Genomic DNA, 18,746 nt, shown 5'->3' with positions numbered 1-18,746 from the left:
TTGTTATTGTAATCGATAGCCACTCGAATCTGATCTCCACTCCAATCAATTCTATCTCACTCATATAGTTTCCACGCATAATCATTCTCCAGCCATATCGGCATTTTCAGCATAAAAATCATATATTTACGCGTTTTCGTCCCGCAATCCGCAAATTGCAGGCCGCAAAACAAGATTCTGGCCGCGAATTTTCATCCGACCTCAATATTCTTATACAATTCAACACAGCATATATTTTATATGTTTCGCACATATATCTATGTAAATATATGTTTGCGGAATCCTCCTAGGTCGAAGGTGTACTCTTCTCTTCATCTAGGTCTCCAAATCTGGATTCTTCTTCCGGTTGTGTAAATATTGCTTCTTGCGTCGACGATTCATAATCTTCGCTACCCTTCGCCTCATCAGGGCTGTATCTGCACGAGCTGCAAGAACGTACATTTCAAAGAGACCCATTTGAACATACCTTTCCTATCGCGCGACGTAGTTGCGACCGTGTTGTGAACTTCATCTCTTTTCCCATCCGCCTTTCAGCTCGATGGGCACTGCAACGGGGCACTGAAAATTGCCACCTGGGGGAATAAAGACACTTATCAGTGCCCCGCATCAGCGGTTTATGCCTGGCAAAGCCAGTCCTTCAGCCAACGAACTCCAGAGAAAGAGAAAGGCCCACCACAAACCAAATCCATTCTCCTCAATCCTTGACGGAATTTCCTTGTCAGACCCCACATATGAGAGCGACGCCCTCTCTCACGACCGGAGCTGGCTCCAAGCAAAAACAGAATGTCTCCTGGTTTTTGATGGAACATAATCAATATAATACGATCACGATGGACGTGCATAAACGGGGAATTGAAAAAAGAGTTAGCCACGTGCCAAAACAAAAAACAGCGTTGAAAATGCCCGATTTTAATCGAAAAATATTCTAGAGATCATTTAAAAAGCTTTTCAAAATCCCCACCCTCGCGCAACTCATCGAGAAGCTCCTCCACAGCGCCGATATCATTTTTACCATTTATCCAATTTACAACCCGACATGCAGCAGCACTATATATATCAACGTCTCCCGCACTGGCTTTTTGCCACCACTCATCGATATCGGCTATCAAGACTCCGCCAGACAATTTATTACAAGAAAGAGTGCCGGATGGTCCGATTTCCAAATATCGGCTATCTCGAGATACTGCCACCGCAAGCCCCTCATCAAACCAAGCAGGAATAGAGGCCCAGCCATAAAATCCGATCCTAAAGCCAGTCTCGACATGAGAAAGCTCATGGGCCAAAATAACGGGATTGTTTCCATCACTAAAAACAACCACTGCCCAGTGCCCATAAGATGAGGCTTTCTCTCCCTGATTACCAAAGCGTGTGAAGCACTTCGCCGAGCTACACAAAAACACCGTCGGCATTGGAGCTCTGACCGCTCCGTATACTTTCCTCACCAAAGATAGCGCGATATCAACATTGCTTGAAATTTTACTTATTTCCCTATCATCGTCCAATTCAGCATCAACATAAATACCAGATGCAACTTCTTTAAATCCAAAACAACGCGGACATAACAACGCACCCCAAATAGGAAAAAATAAAAAAACAAATATAAATAAAGAAAAAAGCAATATTAACGAAACTAATGCTGTCTTTCTGATTCTATAATACCATCGCATTCAAATCTCCAAATTTTATTGCAGAACCTCCCCAATTCTTCTTTGTGAGCTGCCATAACAACAGTAAGCCCCAAATCTCTTACATTTTCTAGAAGCTGCGTCTCAACACGCTCGTCAAGATGGGCTGTCCCTTCATCCAAAATAAGAATCTCCGTACGTTGGTACAATGCTCGTGCAATGAGAACTCTTTGTTGTTGCCCCTGACTAAGGGTACTGCCCACTTCACCAATCAGCGTTTCATAACTCATTGAAAATGACGAAATGTCATCGTGAATACATGCGAGCTCCGCGCATTCCATAGCGACTGCGACATCCGGTTTCTGATCGAAGAACGTTATATTTTCAAGAATAGAGCCGCTAACCAATCCATCACTCCTCCGCCGTTATCGAAGGACACTCACCGTCAAACCCCGAATGCGAGAGTGACCGTCCCCTCCCACAACCGGCGCTGATCCAACGTAAAACCGGAACGTCTCCCGGTTCATCGCAGAACAGGAAGAGTATAGCACAGGCAAACAGACCGGAGATGAATGAGGAAATCAAAAATCGGCCCGCACAGAGCCGAACAGGGCTAAATTACAAAACAAACTGGCGTCAAGTAATTGAAAAACTCGGAGAAACCGTGACTGTGAAATCTTGAACCTTTAGGAGATCACTAAAACCACTATTCTGGATTGGTAGAAAACGGGACATGGTTTCCACGCTGTTAGTCTCAGGCCTTCGTCGAAGGTAAACTAGTGCCTTCAGAGCACAAGGACTGCTGATTACGAAATTCTTTCGACAGGTATCGCAAAATTGCCCGTCCCCGAACCAAGCGATAATCGAGATCCAAACAAGTGTAACCTATTAACAAACCAGCCCAACACATAAAGGCAGCATTGACATCCAATTCCTCAAAAAGATAGCCGCACGTCAGCGTAACTGCGACGTAAAGAAAAAATCTAATTTTTCTAAAACGAAAAAAGATATATGCAACTGACGTGACAACAAAAAAGCTAACTAAAACACCGGCCGTGAAGGCAGTAGAAACAAAACCGTTGTGAGGCGTTCCGAAGTGACTGAACATATTCATCTCGGCAATCCTAGAAATAAGCCCTATACCAAAAGGATTGTTTAGAGCCACTTGGATGCCATAGCCGAGAGATTCTAGCCGCTCGAAAATATTCGAGCTAGCATTCTCGTCCTCAAGAAACCTTTTTGAGATCGCGCCATCGATCGAATCGAATGAGCCAAAGGAGAACATCAGTAAGACAACCATAATCCCAAGGATGGCATACACCAATGTCAAAGTTATTTTTCGGCTCGACAACGACGACATGTACGACATCAGCCCTATTAAGACGACTGTACCCATTCCCGATCTGTTTAATGTAGCAGTAAACGAAACTAGGTATATAGCTGCAAATGACGCAAATATAAAAAAGCTGCGACGCCTCTCTGCCAAATACGCCGCAGCGGCGGCAGCCAATGCGAACACCGGACCAGCTTCATTTCCGTGCGTCCAAAGTCCACCCGCTTTCTCGAAGCGTAGAAGAGGTGCATTATAGTCACCGTTTGCTGCAGCATCAGCGACGGCCTGATAGTCAAAGACAAGGGCCAGGCCAACATTTGTAAGAGTATATGGAACATACAAATCAACAAACAAACAAAAAGTAGTTGCAGCAAATCCTGCCAAAATACCCCAACAAAACAAATCTAGGCAGCCATCTCGAAGCAAGGCAAATGTAAAAGGGAGAAAATAAATTATGTATAAAAACGTGAATACGGATGAATAGAGTTCCCCATTCCCCCTATCAGTGAAAAATAATAGAGACGTTAGGAATGCAAACATCACGGGCAAAAGATATATTAAAATAAGCGCAGAATTAAACAGTCTAATGTATACAATATACAATATAGGAAGAGTTGTTATAACTATCATGTCCGTAATCCGAAGAAACGGAATTCCGAACGCTATCGGAATGATGTTACATTGCAACAAGAAGCCAAAAATAAATGTAAATAAACGGATCACCCCACGAGACACAATTATGCGCCCAGGGTACATCGGTAGCGCCACAATGAAGCTGGGCAATTCATCGTATTGCCGCGGTCTGCTAAGTCTTCGTCGCTGCACTTTGAAAAGCCTTATGTATAAATATTATTCGCAAGACTCACCAAGCCAAATCGGAAAACATTTCCTGTTTTTCAGCTTCACTCAAGGCACGATATTCGTAGTTGTTGGCTTCGCCTCGCCGCATAACCACATGCGACAGTTTCTCACCATCAATCGAAATTACCGGAAAGAAAACGTGCCCACGCACCCATTCGTCGGGTTGGCGCTCGCGCTTGTTACGTTTAAATAATGCAGCTATCTCTAGGAACTTGCCATAGAGTAGTGACGACATAACCACTGAACTCATTTTGATCCCAATCATTTTTTTCTTAAAATATCAAAAATATCGAAAAAACTTTTAGCCTAGGAAGCGACCTTGATCAAGAACCTTCACGCCCTCAGAGCTGTCGCCGCGTTGATGGTAGTTTATGTGCACATCGTCCCCAACTTGCGACGCGCATATGAGGATCTTCCCATATTCGTCTCCGCAAATGCCGGTGTCGACATATTTTTCGTGTTGTCCGGCTTTCTTATGGTAACAAGCACCGAAAAATCGCAAACAACAATATTAGAATTCTATTTCAACCGTATGGCAAGGATAGTACCATTGTATTGGCTACTTAATTTGCTTATCTGCACCACATATTTTCTAGGACTGAAGCCAATCGGCGTGATCAGTCTTCAGCTTGACAGTGTTCTTAAGTCCTTTCTATTTCTTCCAGTCCACAGAAATGGAGTGGACTATCCTATTCTATACGTCGGATGGACATTGATTTACGAAATATTTTTCTATTTATTATTTGGATTTTTTGTACAAATGAAATATCGAATTTATGCCTCGATTTTCGTTACATTGATTGTGACAATTTTGGGTGGACTACCCTTGGTGTTAAACGTTGGAGATTCGGTATTCGCACGATTTTACACAAACCCGATCATGCTGGACTTCGCTTTAGGTGTTTGGCTTGCTCACTTATCATTGGCATACGATTTCAGACGACTCCCTGCTTACAGCTTGATTAGCAGTGCGTTAGCAGGAGGATTGCTCGTAGCTATACCCGATATTATTTCCCTTCCCTCGTTTGAGGGTTTTATCAGGCCTGCCACTTGGGGGCTTGGAGGGAGTTTAATAATTTTCACGCTGATAGGCGTGGAAAAACGAGGACTATATCTGAACTACTCGCCCGTGATTACGATTGGCTCCGCCAGTTATGCAATATATCTAATCCACCCATTTGTATTACAAATTGTCGAAAAAGTTACATCCCCCGTCGTGGAATATCCTCTAATATATGCCGTTCTGACTGTACTTAGCGGACTTGGACTAACAATACTTATTAGCGCGGTAGTATGGCGACGTTTCGAAATCCCTGCGAATAAAGCATTACGAAACTGGTACACTGCACGAACGCTCAGAATACACTCAAATGCGGTTTAGTCGCGGGCGTGATCGGGTGCGCGAACGCAAATTTTCTTAGAAACAGCACGCGCAAGCGATTGATTAGCCGCCGCACTTAGGTGCAAACCGTCTACCCATTTGTGAGGAACATCTGACATTGCTGCCGATGCCTCAACCAAAGGCAAATTCCGTTGACGCGCCATATTCCGAACGACCTCACGATACGGCTCCAAACCAGCGTCTACTGCGTTCTCAGCAATCGGTGGAGGGGTCACGAGAAGAACTTGACCGCCCCTGAGTGTGCGGCGCTTAATTAGGCGTTCTAAGTTCACTTTGAATTCTTCCGTGGTAAGCGACCTCTCCAGCTTACCGAAGTTGCCGAAGTCGTTGGTCCCATACATCAAGACCGTTAAACTGGCAGTTTTCAGTGACGCCCATCTTTTGATGCCTTCGCGACTTCTGTCACCTGGAAATCCATGATTCGTGACTTGCAAATTCACCAGAATTTTGCCTACCTCTTCGGGAAAAGGAATTTTGCTTCTTCGCGGCCATGCACCATTGATTTTTTGTGCACCCGCCATTTCGGTTTCATCATAGCCATAGGTCAAACTATCTCCTTCAAAAGCAATTTCTGAATTAGGCGTGACGACAATTTGATCAGATAGACACGTTCCGTTCGTAGGGCCGGCAAAAAGTAACAGAACGACCATCCAGCCTGAAAATATGAAATTGGAAAGAGAGTGTGGCACCATAAATTTCTCATTCGTTATATTTTCTTAACGGTATTTCGAGGACACATGTAATGATAATCAATTTGCAAGTTTTGAGAGCAGCAGCGGCTTTCCTAGTTTTTTTTCATCATTTTATGCCGAATATAGATAAATTGTTTCCAGGGGCAAAAACCTATGAATTCGGCGCTGCTGGCGTAGACATTTTTTTTGTCCTTAGCGGGTTCATTATGGTGTTGACAACCTTCAACAAAGACAGCGACCCGGCAAGGTTCTTCTTTAATCGAATTGCCCGTATCGTTCCTATATACTGGATAATGACGTCAGCTATCGTAGCCCTGTTCCTCATTGGGTTTCGCCCCATCGGCGTGCTTGATCTGCAACTCAGCTACGTTTGGAAATCACTTCTCTTTATCCCATTTATGCGCAACGGCCTGTGGGAGCCAATTTTATCTGTTGGATGGACACTAAATTTTGAAATGTTTTTCTATGCGCTATTTGCCTTGCTGCTTATTGTGCCCGATTTTAGATTGAGAATAGTGCTCCTGGTAACAATTCTGGCGTGCCTGGTTGGTGCCGGAATGATTTTCGTACTAAATCCCTACCTAGAATACTATACGAGCCCCGTAATTTTGGACTTTGCTTTTGGGGCGGGCTTCGGAGCTTTTTATGTTTCAGGACGCGCGAGTTTTTCGTCAGGAAACAGAACATGCGCTTGGCTCCTCATCGCTATGGGAGCGCTACTCATCGCTGCAACAGGCCGCGGTTTGGAGCTGAGCTCCAGTCATAACATATTGCGCCCTATGACTTGGGGCTTCGCTGGGCTATTGCTGATTTACGGCTGCGTACTTCTTGAGGAAAATGGTTTCGTCGCAAAAAATAGAATATTGATCTATCTTGGGAATGCGAGTTACTCGATATATCTCGTTCATAACTTGATGATCCAAGTTTCTGAAAAAACAGTAAATCTATTTTTGACGCCCGGCTTAGTTGCACTGGGGGTAATGACCCTCTTCGCTTTGGCACTGACCATCATATTTGGCCTAGCCTCCTATAAATTCATTGAGTATCCAATAAACCAAATTTATCGCCGAATAACGATAAAAACACAAAGTATAAAAGCGATTTTATCCCGGATATAGTAAAAATCACTGAACACCTCCGCGCATCTATAGCGCCTTGGCGAAGCGTTCCAGTTTGCCCAGCGTTTGCTGACCCAGCTCCACGGCGCCGAAACCCTTCGCTTGCTGGAACTCGGCTTCCGTGCTGAACACCATGCCCAGCACAACTTTCGTCGCGCCATTCTGATCTTCAAAGGAGGCCCAGGCGTCGGCATGTTTCGGCCCGTTTTCGCCCCACAGCAGCGTATAGGCGATCCTCTCTTCTGGCCGGACCTCGACATAACGATGATGGTTCGGGAAGACTGTGCCGTCAGGGCCGATCATGTCAAAGACCCATTCACTGGCCTGCTGCCGGTTTCATGGACAGCGAGTTAAGGGTTCCTCCTGAAACCGGAGAGCATGAATGCAAAGACGAATATTCAGCCGCGAGTATAAGCTTGAAGCAGTGAAGTTGGTCAGGGAACGTGGGGTCATTGTTGCGCAGGCTGCTCGTGATCTTGATGTCCACGAGAATGTCTTGCGCAAATGGGTTCGGTAATACGGCGACGATCCCAGCCAGTGGATTCCTACAGCGCCACCGCGCCACTGGCGCTGACCGCAATCCTGGCGGCATCCACGGTCGCACTTGCCTTGCTGCAGGCCCTGTCCGTGATGCCAGATGCCTAAAACGTATGACCTGCCCGGAATTTGGTCAGGGCAGGTCTTTTTTTGAAAAGCCGATTTTCTTGCCATCGCTCTGGTTACTTGCGGTAGGCTAGCCCACCCCAGATGCGGCCTTCGTCTCTGTGGCGGCCGCCGTGTACTGCGCCGATATAGGCAGCCGCAGCGGAAACGAGCGCGGAAGCGGCCAGCAGGAATGCTGTCAGAATACCTGCGACCCGTGCTTTTTCTGCGGCATCCGCAGCCTTCGTCTTGGCATCGTCCAATGCCTTCTGTGCCTCAGCCTTCACGGCCTCGACCTGCTTCTGCGCTTCATCGACCTTCTTCTGCGCTTCCGCCCTGACGGCCTGCACACGTTCAACCGTCTGGTTCACGCGCGTTTGCGCATCGGTCTGGCTGATGTTTGTGCGGGCAGCGACCTGATTGGCGAGCCATGTTTTGTCGGCATCAGATATCTCGCCTGTCGCCATCAGATTGCCGAGGATTCCGCTAATCTGGCGCTGATAGTCACCGGCGCTCTGTTCACCCGTCTGAGGGGTGGCGGGCGTATCGGTCCTCAGTAGCGTATCCGTGAAATAGTCGATCGGGTTCGTTCTCAGACCTTGCGGAAGCATCTGCTCAATGCTGGGTGCGGCAGCCTGACCGGCTCCTTGCGCCAGACCACCGGCTGCACTGCCAGCGCCGGAAATGATGCCGCCTGCCAGTTGGCCAGCCCCTTGAACGGCGCCGCCGACTGCGGAACCCGTGGCCTCGACGGCGGTCTGCGCCACGCTGCCGACAGCTTTGGCGCCACCGGACAGCACGCCGAGCGCGAGAAACGCCGAGACGACCGTCCCTAGTCCCCATACGACCAAGCCATTCACACCATCGCGGACCGTCAGTTCGTTCCTGTCGGCAGCGCCGGCAGGCCGACGCATGCGGCCGGCAATATAGCCACCCAGCATGTATGAGCCGACCATGGAAATGATGACGAAGAGCGCGGTTATGATGAGCCAGACTGTGCTGATCTCGCCGCCATCGTCGGCCGAGATGGAACTCAGGCCCAGGCCGCCCGCAAATGCGGTGAGGACTGCCATGGCGCCCGAGGAGATGACGGCACCGGCGAAAATCGCTGGCCAGTCCACATAGCTGCGGTTTGGATTTGTTTCGATACCCGTTGGATCAACCATCAGCGTAGCCCCAGCAATGAGAGAATGAACAGGACAACGACGACGAGTCCGACTAGATAGATGATGGAATTCATGTGGTATCTCCTCCGAAAGGATGACCAATCCTCCGCGTAGCGGGTGATTATATGCAGCGAGAAATTTGAGCCGAGTGCTCCTGCACCAAACTCATCGCACCCGAAAAAGTTTCACGACTTCTCGTTGTTTCGGAAGGATTTTGCGCAAATTCAGCCGGCGGGCGACGGTGTGGGCACGGATGAGGAGGAGCCTGATCACTGGGCGAATATGAGCCTTGCGAGGAAATCCGGGCCCGAGATCGCAAGAGGGTGATCGCCGGCCTTTAAGCGCGGCCTTGCCCCCGTGGCGGTGCGCACTGCTACGATTTGATACATAAGTGCGGATTTCAGGAAACATGCCGGATACCTGCAGGGCAGATCATGACCTGATCTATTTCGGATCAGGCAGGATTTCCCATGAAAAGCCAGATTTTCTTCGCCGTCGCCCTATCGGTTGCGGCAGCGGGTTTTGGAACCGTTTATTCAAGTTCAGCGGACACACCGCCGCAAAACGCCTCTCCCATCTATGGTGTCACTCTTCCTGACGGATATCGTGACTGGACGTTCATCGCGCCCGCGCAGGAAGCGCCGCCGCTGGACGAGCTTCGCGCTGTTCTGGCAAACGATGTCGCCGCCAACGCCTACAAAAGCGGAACCCTGCCCTTTCCCGATGGCTCGATACTGGTGAAGCTTGCCTATAAGCGGCAGCAATCCACGGAGTTTCCGCCAGCCACGGTGCCGGGAGCGGCAACCACCGTGCAGGTGATGGTGAAAGATTCCAAGAAATATGCCGGCAGCCACGGCTGGGGCTTCGGGCGGTTTGTCAACGGCAAGCCGGTGGATGCCGCGCAACATGAGACCTGTCTCTCCTGCCACGAGGGCAACGTCAAGGACCATGATTTCGTCTTCACGCGCTATGCGCAGTGACAAATGACGGGGACATGCGGTTTCGCTTTAGCGGCCGTGCGCCGGTGGCGGCTTTTACACTCGATTACAAATTCACCGAAGCCCCGACACATCAGGGATACGTGGGGCCGGGAAATTGGCGCCATCGCCGGGTCGCCTTCGCCGCCCGGAGCCCCGAACTCCTGCCTGAAAGGAAAAGATGATGACGTTTCTGGTCATTGCCTATCTCGGAGGGGCGCTGACAATTCTCAGCCCCTGTATCCTGCCCATCCTTCCCTTCGTTTTTGCGCGGGCGGGGCAACCGTTCCTGCGCAGCACGCTGCCCCTGCTTGCGGGAATGGCGGCAACGTTTTGCGCCGTCGCGACGCTGGCCGCGGTGGGCGGCAGCTGGGCAATCAGCGCCAATGAATATGGCCGGCTAGCGGCTCTTGCGCTGCTTGCGGTCTTCGGCGTCGGGCTGCTCTCGCCGCGTGCGGCCAGCATCATCACCCGTCCGGTCGTCGAACTCGGCAACCGGCTCGCCAATGCCGCCGGCAAGCCCGGGGCAATGCCGACAGTTGCGGGCTCGCTGTTACTCGGCATCGCAACCGGCCTTTTATGGGCGCCCTGCGCCGGACCGATCCTCGGGCTCGTGCTGACGGGTGCGGCCCTGAAGGGGGCCAATCTGGAAACCAGCCTGCTGCTCGCCGCCTATGCCGCCGGGGCTGCAACCTCCCTTGCCGTCGCCATCCTCGTCGGCGGCAGGGTATTTGCAGCCATGAAGCGGTCTCTCGGTTTCAGCGAGCGGATCCGGCAGGTGCTTGGCGCGGCGGTGCTTGCCGGCGTCGCGGTCATCGCGCTCGGGCTGGATACGGGTTTCCTGTCGCAGATATCCTATGCGAGCACGGCATCCTTCGAACAGCGGGTGCTCGATCGGCTCCACACCGCCATAGCGCCCGAAGTGGCGGCGGCGGGCGTCAGCGCCGCCACGGCGCGGTCGGAGCTGCCGGTTGAGGGGAAGGCCCCATCCCTCGACGGCGCCGTGGAGTGGCTCAATTCCCCGCCGCTCACGCGTGAGCAATTGCACGGCAAGGTCGTTCTCGTCGACTTCTGGACCTATTCCTGCATCAACTGCATCCGGACCATTCCCTATGTGCGTGCCTGGGCGGACAAATACCGGGATCAGGGCCTCGTCGTCATCGGCGTTCACGCCCCCGAATTCGCCTTTGAAAAGAAGATCGACAATGTCAGACAGGCCGTCGCCAGCTTCAAGATCGATTACCCGGTGGCAATCGACAATGATTACAGGATCTGGCGCGCCATTGATAACAGCTATTGGCCGGCGCATTACCTGATCGATGCCAGGGGCCAGATCCGTTACCACCATTTCGGCGAGGGCAACTATCGGCAGACCGAAGAGGCGATCCAGGACCTGCTGCGCGAGGCCGGCAGCAGCGCCTCCGCCAGCGCACCGGTGAGCCCGCAGGCGACAGGAGCCGAAGCCGGTGCGGATATCGGGCACATGCGCTCGGGCGAAACCTATATAGGCTACCGGCAGGCTCGAAGCTTCGCATCCAACGAGGCGATGCGTGCAGACACGCCGCGCGACTACTCCGTCAAGACGCCTTCCCTCAACGAATGGGGACTTTCCGGCACCTGGACGATTGGCGCGGAGGCGGCCACACTTGATGCGGCTGATGGCGGCATCACCTATCGCTTCAGCGCCCGTGACCTGCATCTGGTCCTTGGGCCGGATGCAGCCGGACAACCGGTTCGTTTCCAGGTCACCATCGACGGGCATCCGCCGGGTGCGGACCATGGCGCTGACACGGATGCGGAGGGCAATGGCGTCGTCACCTCAACCCGTCTTTACCAGCTCGTCCGCCAGTCCGGCGCCGTCGAAGCGAGAACCTTTGCCATCCGCTTCCTCGACCCCGGCGTGCAGGCCTATGCCTTCACTTTCGGCTGATCCGGATTTTCCTCCCGTTCCCATCAAAACCAAAGGAGAAATATGATGCACCATCGTCTCATGCCAAAATTCGCGCTTGCCGTCGCAACCGCACTGATCGCTTTTGCCGCACAGGCGGCGGAGGTGAAGAATATCGTCATCGTCCATGGCGCGCTGGCCGATGGTTCGGCCTGGCGCAGGGCGACAGACATCCTTGAAAGCCGTGGTTTCAACGTCACGATCGTGCAGGAGCCCATCACCTCTCTTGCCGATGACGTGGAGGCCACCAACCGTGTTCTCGATCTCCAGCAGGGGCCGAGCCTGCTCGTCGGGCACAGCTACAGCGGGATGGTGATCTCGGAAGCGGGTAACCGGCCGGATGTGGCCGGGCTGGTCTATGTCGCCGCCTTCCAGCCGGAGAAGGGAGAGAGCCTTCTCGACCTCGCCGGCTCGAAACCGCCGGCTGGCAACGGCATCAAGCCGACGAAGGATGGCGCGTTCCTTTATCTCGATCCCGCCGTCTTTGGACAGGATTTCGCCGGCGATCTGCCGCGTGAGGACGCGGCCTTCATGGCAAGAAGTCAGGTCTTCGCCGCCAAGGCCGCCTTTGCCGCCAAAGCCGGCGAACCCGCCTGGAAAACCAAGAAAAGCTGGTCGATTGTCGCAACGCAGGATCGCTCGATCAACCCCGATCTCGAGCGCGACATGGCCAAGCGCGCCGGCAGTGCGGTGACCGAAATTGCGGCAAGCCATGCGGTCTTTGCCTCCCAGCCCGAAAAGGTCGCAGACGTCATCGAACAGGCCGCCCGGCAATCCGCCAAATAAACCGCGCCCGCCTCGAGTCCAACACAGCCGCCCCAGACACCGGGGCGGTTGATTGCGTAAGGAGGGCGGACCGAATGTATCAGTCTGTATCCGGAATGCCCCCTGCTACAAAACCATTCACATTCGTCCTCCTTGCGACACATCGAGGATACACGCACCGCGTTACCTGCCCGCATCCAACATGGACAGGAGAGACAGCAATGAATTCCGAGATCAATTTCCAGCGCCGCCGCTTCTTCGGCATTGCCGCAATGACGGTTGCCGCCGTCGAATTCGGGGCCGCAGGCCTTGCTCATGCCAAGGGCGAAGCGCCTTCGCCTCAGCCGTCAACCGGACGCGACGGAGCCACCTCCTTTGGCGCCCTGAAGCAGGTTGAAGCGGGCGTACTCAGCGTCGGTTATGCAGAAGCCGGCCCCGCAGACGGCCCGGTCGTGCTGCTGCTGCACGGATGGCCTTATGACATCTACAGCTATGTCGATGTCGCACCCATCCTTGCATCGGCTGGATATCGGGTACTCATCCCCTATCTGCGCGGGTATGGCACGACCCGTTTTCTCTCGGACGACACCGCACGCAACGGACAGCAGGCGGCGCTTGCGGTCGACATGATCGCCTTTCTCGACGCGCTCGGCGTCAAGCAGGCCGTCGTTGCCGGTTATGACTGGGGCGCTCGCACCGCCGACATCATGGCGGCGCTCTGGCCCGAACGTTGCACCGGGCTCGTATCGGTCAGCGGCTACCTTATCGGCAGCCAGGAGATCAACAGGAAGCCGCTTCCGCCCAAGGCGGAACTCTCCTGGTGGTATCAGTTCTATTTCGCGACGGAACGCGGCCGTGCGGGCTATGCCGCCAACACCCGCGACTTCGTGCGCCTGATCTGGCAGACGGCATCTCCGACCTGGAAATTCAGCGACGAGACCTTCAATCGTTCGGCCCCCGCATTCGACAATCCCGACCATGTGGCCATCACCATCCATAATTACCGCTGGCGGCTGGCACTGGCCGACGGAGAATCCAAGTACGATAATTACGAGCGCCAGCTTGCGAAACTTCCCGTCATCACCGTGCCGACGATAACGCTGGAAGGCGACGCCAACGGCGCGCCGCATCCGGATCCTTCCGCCTACGCATCGAAGTTTTCCGGCAAGTACCAGCACCGCAACATCAGCGGCGGCATCGGTCACAACCTGCCGCAGGAAGCACCCGAGGCTTTTGCCAGGGCTGTTCTGGACGTCGCAAAGCTTTAAACTTGCCGAAGCCCGCGAACCGTTGTCTTACTGCATGTGACGCAGGGGACGCGGTAGCGGGCCACTCGAACCCTCCGGACGACGAAGGCATCCAATGGAACATATCGACCATATTCTCGTCGTAGACGACGACAGGGAAATCCGGGAGTTGGTTTCCAGCTACCTGAAGAAGAACGGCCTGCGCACGAGCGTGGCGGCCGACGGACGGCAGATGAGAAGTTTTCTCGACGGCAATACCGTCGATCTCATCGTGCTCGACGTGATGATGCCTGGCGATGACGGGCTGGTCCTATGCCGTGAGCTGCGAGCGGGGAAACACAAAGCCACGCCGGTCTTGATGCTGACCGCCCGCGATGACGAGATGGATCGCATTATCGGGCTCGAAATGGGAGCCGACGACTATCTGTCGAAGCCCTTCGCTGCCCGTGAGCTTCTTGCGCGGATCAAGGCCATCCTGCGCCGCACGCGGATGCTGCCTCCCAATCTGCAGATCAGCGAGGCCGGGCAGCTCCTGACCTTTGGTGACTGGCGCCTCGACACGGTGGGCCGTCACCTGCTCGACAGGGAGGGCACGACCGTTGCCCTGAGCGGGGCTGAATACCGGCTTCTCAGGGTCTTCATCGATCATCCCCAGCGCGTCCTCAACCGGGACCAGCTGTTAAATCTCACCCAGGGACGCGATGCGGAGCTTTTCGACCGGTCGATCGATCTTCTTGTGAGCCGCGTGCGCCAGCGCCTGGGGGATGACGCGCGCGAACCCATCTACATCAAGACCGTACGGGCGGAGGGTTATGTCTTTGCGGTGCCCGTGGAAATTTCGGAGCCGAGGATATGAACGGCCCGCGCCTGCTCGCCGGCTGGTGGCCGCGCTCATTGCGGTCCAGACTTTTCATCATCCTTTTTGCCGGCCTCGCCATCGCCTACGGCCTGTCGTTCAGCATCCTCTTTGCCGAACGATATATGTCGGCAAAGGCGGTTATGCTCGGCACTCTGGAGCAGGATCTGGCGGTATCGATCGCCATCATCGACCGCCTGCCTGCGGAAGAGCGGGCGCAATGGGTCCATCGCCTGAGCCGCAACAATTATCAACTCGTCCTCGGCCCCGGTCTTCCCGGTGTTTCCGACATGACCGGCCGCGGCGCTGAAATTGCGCAGAGGATCGAGGAAGCCGCGGGACACCGTTTTCCCGTCAGGGTCGAGTCCATTCCCGGCGACGGCAAGCGGCTTCAGGCGCACCTGACGCTTTCGGACGGCTCGCCCCTGACGATCGACGTGACACCGCGCGGCGTGATGCCCCTGGCGGAATGGCTGCCTTATGTCTTCGCCGCGCAGATGGCGCTTCTCCTCCTCTGCACCTGGTTTGCAGTGCGACAGACGACCAGACCCCTCAGCGCGCTTGCTGCGGCAGCCGAAGCGCTGGATCCGGGGGAAAAGGGGTCGCCGATGAGTGAGGGCGGCCCAAGCGAAGTTGCTCACGCCGCCCGCGCCTTCAACGCCATGCGCGATCGCGTCGCGCAATATCTCGAGGAGCGCGTCCAGATTCTTGCGGCGATCTCGCACGACCTGCAGACGCCCATCACCCGGATGCGGTTGCGGGCCGATATGGCAGACGATACGCCGGAAAAGGAAAAGCTGGTCAGTGACCTGCGTGAAATCGAACGTCTGGTGCAGGATGGGATCGCTTACGCACGCAGCGCTCACGGCAATGGCGAGAAATCCTCCCGTATCGATCTGGCCTCTTTCATCGACAGCATTGCCTACGACTATCAGGATACCGGAAAAGCCGTAACGGTTGCCGGCATGGTGCGCGGCACCGCGTCGACAAAGCCCCATGCATTGCGAAGAATCCTGACGAACTTCATAGATAACGCCCTCAAATTCGCCGGCAGCGCCGAGATTAAAGTGGACCGGCGTGGTGAAGGCACAGTGGTCATCACGGTGCTCGATCGGGGGCCGGGCATCCCGGACGAGATGCTGCAAAATGCCATGCAACCCTTCTTCCGGATCGAAACATCGAGAAACCGCGATACGGGCGGAACCGGTCTCGGACTGGCGATCGCACAGCAACTCGCCGGAACGATCGGCGGCTCGGTTCGCCTCTATAACAGGCAGGGCGGCGGGCTTGCGGCCGAGGTCGCTTTTCCCTGAGAGGGACGCGGGTCGACGATAACCAGTGACAAAGCGCCGATACTTTTCGATACAGTTTCGCAGTTTCCGGAAACATGCCGGATACGCTGATCCATCACAAAGTTCCTATCACGAAACGCCGCAGCAGCGGCAAATGAAAGGAGCCTCCCATGACCAAGATCGAGACTGTTCTTTATACCGGCAAGACCCACACGACCGGCGGGCGTGACGGATCGGCACAAAGCGATGATGGCGCGCTGGGCATCAAGCTCTCGCCTCCGGGCAGCGGAAAGCCGGGCACGAATCCCGAACAGCTTTTTGCGGCCGGCTGGTCGGCATGTTTTATCGGCGCCATGACAAAGGCGGCGGCGAAACGCCAGCTCCGGCTTCCCGCCGACACCGCCGTCGATGCGGAAGTCGACCTCGGCACGACGGGCGGCGAGTTCTTCCTGCAGGCTCGCCTGTCGGTAAGCCTGCCCGGGATCGATCGTCCCGTAGCACAGGCCATCATCGAGGATGCCCACCAGATCTGCCCCTATTCGAAGGCAACCAGGGGAAACATCGATGTTACGCTCAAGCTCGCTTAAGCCTGTTGTCTCCGCCCGTGCGCTTGTCATCGCCATCGTGTTTGCGGCGATATTTGCAGCGCCGTGCGTATATGATGCAGCATCCGACGAGCCCTCGCCGCTTGCGGGACTTCTGGGCGCGGTCTCATCGATGTGACCACAAGGGAACGGCTCGGCGCCCGCCGCAGCCGTTTTCGCGTTTCCACTTCGTCCTGCCATCCCTCTGATCAACTCAATGAAGCCTGCTTGGGCCCATGCGGCGCGCCTCCAGCGCGTTCCGCGGCGGCCAGACGAGCCGGATTTCCAACCATCTTAAACGAGGCCAGATCAATGCGATCAATTGAACACATCTATATCGACGGTAAATTTGTGGTGCCAGACGGCAATGAACGGCTGGACCTTTTCAATCCGGCGACGGAAGAAAAAATCGGCGATGTCCGGCTTGGCAATGCAGATGATGCAAGGGCCGCAGTGGCAGCCGCAAAACGGGCTTTTCCCGCCATGGCAACCTCCACCAAGGCGCAGCGTATCGATATGCTGCGCAGCCTGCGCGATACGATCGAAGAGCGACCGGATGAGCTCACGCAGGTCATGACCGAAGAATACGGCGCACCCGCTTATTTCACGGCTTTCTCCGTTCAAAACGCAGCGTCGATTTTTGATGTTATGGCTGAGACCGTGGCGAACTACGACTTTGACCGGGTCGTGGGCAAAAGCACGGTCAGGATGCTGCCGCGCGGCGTTCTCGCCGCCATCACGCCCTGGAACAGCAATTTCGGTTTTATCGCCACCAAGCTTGCGCATGCAATCGGTTCAGGCTCGTCGCTCGTCATCAAGCCGGCCGAACAGAGTGCGTTTCAGACCGATATTCTGGTGAGAAGGCTGCATCGGGCCGGCCTGCCGGCAGGAGTTTTCAACATCGTCAACGGCACGGGTCCAGTGGTCGGTGCGGCGCTGACGCAGGATCCCGACGTGGCGACCGTCAGTTTCACCGGTTCCACCCAGGCTGCAAAGATCATTCAGCGAGCGGCGATCGACGGCATGAAAAGGGTGGTTCTGGAGCTGGGAGGCAAAGCACCCACCATTATCCTGCCGGATGCCGACCTCGACAAGGCCATACCTGTCGCCCTGATGTCGGGCTTTGCAAACAGCGGCCAGGCCTGCGTCGCGGGTACCCGCATTCTGGCTCCGAGGTCCCGTCTCCCCGAGATTGCCGAGCGATTGAGGATGGCGGCTGAAAAATTCAAAGTTGGCGATCCCCGTGATCCGGAGGTTCGGGTAGGCCCTCTCGCCAGCCTTGCCCAGTGGGAAAGGATCCAGACTTACATCCGGCTTGGTGTCGAAGAAGGAGCAACCCTGCTGACAGGCGGAACCGGACGCCCGGCCGGGATTGAAAAAGGATGGTTCGCCCGCCCGACAATCTTCGCAGATGTCACGAACGAAATGCGCATCGCCCGCGAAGAAATCTTTGGTCCCGTCCTGTGTCTTCTCGCCTATGAGGACGAAGATGAGGCCGTCAAAATCGCCAATGATAGCGACTACGGATTGCAAGCCTATGTGCTTGGATCCGACATCAGACGTGCCGAACGCATCGCCGAGAGGCTGATGGCCGGCCGCGTCGTCATCAACGGCGCACCGCATGATCCTCGCGCGCCCTTCGGCGGTTTCAAGCAATCCGGTATCGGCAGGGAGATCGGTGCCTTCGGTCTCGACGGCATGCTCGAACCGCGAGCCGTTCTCACCCCGTAACGCGAGAAGTCTGCAGCGCCGGTCCCGGCGCACTCTCTCTTCTGCTTCAGGCCGACTTTGTATCCAGAAGTGTCAGCCGTGCGAAACCCGACGTTTGGTGACGCAACAGCAGGTCGAAAGAAACAGCCGGGATACGATCAACATCTACCTGTTCCGGACGCGACACGGCGTTGGTCATCTCGGATCTCCATCATGAATAACGATATTGCGCCACTTTATGGAGAAGCGTTGTGTCGAGAGTTTTCCATCGAAACCGAAAACGGTACCTCGATGTAGCCTGTCTGGTTGCTGATACAATAAGCTACGGTCGAGGACGGCAATCACATCGATCAGACCTGAAATTTCGTTTCGTTGTCCGAAGGATCCGGCTTCGCATCGACGCGATTTTCCGCCTCGGCCTGCTGCGACAGAGGAAGCTCCAGTTGGATGTCCTCCATCTCGGGCAGGCTGGCGATGCCGTCACGAAGGACAAGGTCTTCATAAGATGGTTTGAACGGCATCGGAATC

General features: G+C 54.6%; 19 protein-coding genes and 2 pseudogenes. 12 read left to right on the top strand and 9 right to left on the bottom strand.

Annotated elements, in window-relative coordinates; genetic code table 11:
* Nucleotides 1-932: 932 nt before the first annotated feature.
* From PH605_RS08400 to PH605_RS08385, 4 genes are all read right to left on the bottom strand, one after another.
* The gene (locus PH605_RS08400; protein WP_161987797.1) at nucleotides 933-1,667 is read right to left on the bottom strand and encodes a hypothetical protein; all 735 of its coding nucleotides are present in this window, start codon (nucleotides 1,665-1,667) and stop codon (nucleotides 933-935) included.
* Nucleotides 1,631-2,032, bottom strand: coding sequence for an ATP-binding cassette domain-containing protein (locus PH605_RS08395; RefSeq protein WP_142844488.1), 402 nt, complete (start codon nucleotides 2,030-2,032; stop codon nucleotides 1,631-1,633). The genes PH605_RS08400 and PH605_RS08395 overlap by 37 nt, the downstream gene beginning before the upstream one ends.
* A 347-nt stretch (nucleotides 2,033-2,379) precedes the next feature.
* Complete coding sequence (locus tag PH605_RS08390) at nucleotides 2,380-3,342, bottom strand: O-antigen ligase family protein (protein ID WP_161987798.1); 963 nt, start codon at nucleotides 3,340-3,342, stop codon at nucleotides 2,380-2,382.
* A gap of 478 nt (nucleotides 3,343-3,820) precedes the next feature.
* Nucleotides 3,821-4,069: a hypothetical protein gene (locus tag PH605_RS08385; protein ID WP_161987799.1), complete on the bottom strand. Its 249-nt coding sequence runs from the start codon at nucleotides 4,067-4,069 to the stop codon at nucleotides 3,821-3,823.
* 69 nt (nucleotides 4,070-4,138) lie between these two features.
* On the opposite strand from PH605_RS08385, the gene PH605_RS08380 reads away from it, so the two are divergent.
* Nucleotides 4,139-5,200 (top strand): acyltransferase family protein, encoded by a 1,062-nt coding sequence (locus PH605_RS08380; protein WP_142844490.1) that lies wholly within the window; start codon nucleotides 4,139-4,141, stop codon nucleotides 5,198-5,200.
* Here the strand turns inward: PH605_RS08380 and PH605_RS08375 are convergent.
* On the bottom strand, nucleotides 5,197-5,913 hold the full coding sequence (locus tag PH605_RS08375) for an SGNH/GDSL hydrolase family protein (protein ID WP_142844491.1): 717 nt from the start codon (nucleotides 5,911-5,913) through the stop codon (nucleotides 5,197-5,199). The two genes, PH605_RS08380 and PH605_RS08375, sit on opposite strands and share 4 nt — an antisense overlap.
* 50 nt (nucleotides 5,914-5,963) lie before the next feature.
* Between PH605_RS08375 and PH605_RS08370 the strand changes: the two genes are divergently transcribed.
* A complete protein-coding gene (locus PH605_RS08370) occupies nucleotides 5,964-7,031 on the top strand; it encodes an acyltransferase family protein (RefSeq protein ID WP_142844492.1) in 1,068 nt (355 codons plus the stop codon).
* A 27-nt stretch (nucleotides 7,032-7,058) separates the two neighbouring features.
* Here PH605_RS08370 and PH605_RS08365 read toward each other — a convergent pair.
* Nucleotides 7,059-7,349: pseudogene (locus PH605_RS08365) on the bottom strand (SRPBCC domain-containing protein); the annotation flags it as partial.
* A 64-nt stretch (nucleotides 7,350-7,413) separates the two neighbouring features.
* On the opposite strand from PH605_RS08365, the pseudogene PH605_RS08360 reads away from it, so the two are divergent.
* Both PH605_RS08360 and PH605_RS08355 read left to right on the top strand, forming a co-directional pair.
* Nucleotides 7,414-7,545 (top strand): annotated as a pseudogene (locus PH605_RS08360) (transposase); the annotation flags it as partial.
* Nucleotides 7,536-7,676, top strand: coding sequence for a hypothetical protein (locus tag PH605_RS08355; protein ID WP_162540016.1), 141 nt, complete (start codon nucleotides 7,536-7,538; stop codon nucleotides 7,674-7,676). The pseudogene PH605_RS08360 and the gene PH605_RS08355, both read left to right, overlap by 10 nt.
* Before the next feature lie 74 nt (nucleotides 7,677-7,750).
* On the opposite strand, the gene PH605_RS08350 is transcribed toward PH605_RS08355, so the two are convergent.
* A complete protein-coding gene (locus tag PH605_RS08350) occupies nucleotides 7,751-8,839 on the bottom strand; it encodes a hypothetical protein (protein ID WP_142844493.1) in 1,089 nt (362 codons plus the stop codon).
* 470 nt (nucleotides 8,840-9,309) lie between these two features.
* On the opposite strand from PH605_RS08350, the gene PH605_RS08345 reads away from it, so the two are divergent.
* The 8 genes from PH605_RS08345 (at nucleotide 9,310) to PH605_RS08310 (ending at nucleotide 18,239) form a co-directional block, all read left to right on the top strand.
* Complete coding sequence (locus PH605_RS08345) at nucleotides 9,310-9,819, top strand: cytochrome P460 family protein (RefSeq protein WP_142844494.1); 510 nt, start codon at nucleotides 9,310-9,312, stop codon at nucleotides 9,817-9,819.
* A 181-nt stretch (nucleotides 9,820-10,000) separates the two neighbouring features.
* Nucleotides 10,001-11,746, top strand: coding sequence for a cytochrome c biogenesis protein DipZ (locus PH605_RS08340; protein ID WP_162856812.1), 1,746 nt, complete (start codon nucleotides 10,001-10,003; stop codon nucleotides 11,744-11,746).
* A 45-nt stretch (nucleotides 11,747-11,791) separates the two neighbouring features.
* A complete protein-coding gene (locus PH605_RS08335; protein WP_142844496.1) occupies nucleotides 11,792-12,550 on the top strand; it encodes an alpha/beta hydrolase in 759 nt (252 codons plus the stop codon).
* A 200-nt stretch (nucleotides 12,551-12,750) separates the two neighbouring features.
* The gene (locus PH605_RS08330) at nucleotides 12,751-13,797 is read left to right on the top strand and encodes an alpha/beta fold hydrolase (RefSeq protein ID WP_142844497.1); all 1,047 of its coding nucleotides are present in this window, start codon (nucleotides 12,751-12,753) and stop codon (nucleotides 13,795-13,797) included.
* A 94-nt stretch (nucleotides 13,798-13,891) separates the two neighbouring features.
* Entirely contained in the window at nucleotides 13,892-14,632 is a 741-nt protein-coding gene (locus PH605_RS08325; protein ID WP_026372362.1) for a response regulator, read from the top strand.
* Nucleotides 14,629-15,945 (top strand): ATP-binding protein, encoded by a 1,317-nt coding sequence (locus PH605_RS08320; RefSeq protein ID WP_142844498.1) that lies wholly within the window; start codon nucleotides 14,629-14,631, stop codon nucleotides 15,943-15,945. The genes PH605_RS08325 and PH605_RS08320 overlap by 4 nt, the downstream gene beginning before the upstream one ends.
* A gap of 149 nt (nucleotides 15,946-16,094) precedes the next feature.
* The gene (locus PH605_RS08315) at nucleotides 16,095-16,511 is read left to right on the top strand and encodes an organic hydroperoxide resistance protein (protein WP_060726459.1); all 417 of its coding nucleotides are present in this window, start codon (nucleotides 16,095-16,097) and stop codon (nucleotides 16,509-16,511) included.
* 309 nt (nucleotides 16,512-16,820) lie between these two features.
* Entirely contained in the window at nucleotides 16,821-18,239 is a 1,419-nt protein-coding gene (locus PH605_RS08310) for an aldehyde dehydrogenase family protein (protein WP_142844499.1), read from the top strand.
* A gap of 46 nt (nucleotides 18,240-18,285) precedes the next feature.
* On the opposite strand, the gene PH605_RS08305 is transcribed toward PH605_RS08310, so the two are convergent.
* Together PH605_RS08305 and PH605_RS08300 are read right to left on the bottom strand one after the other, a co-directional pair.
* Nucleotides 18,286-18,417, bottom strand: coding sequence for a hypothetical protein (locus tag PH605_RS08305; protein ID WP_271040142.1), 132 nt, complete (start codon nucleotides 18,415-18,417; stop codon nucleotides 18,286-18,288).
* A gap of 151 nt (nucleotides 18,418-18,568) precedes the next feature.
* On the bottom strand, nucleotides 18,569-18,739 hold the full coding sequence (locus tag PH605_RS08300) for a hypothetical protein (RefSeq protein ID WP_162856814.1): 171 nt from the start codon (nucleotides 18,737-18,739) through the stop codon (nucleotides 18,569-18,571).
* Nucleotides 18,740-18,746: the final 7 nt, after the last annotated feature.

Source organism: Agrobacterium sp. CFBP 3001 (genome assembly GCF_027871605.1).
In the GTDB taxonomy this organism is placed as follows: Bacteria; Pseudomonadota; Alphaproteobacteria; order Rhizobiales; family Rhizobiaceae; genus Agrobacterium; species Agrobacterium leguminum.
This window is presented reverse-complemented; position numbering and strand designations above follow the sequence as displayed.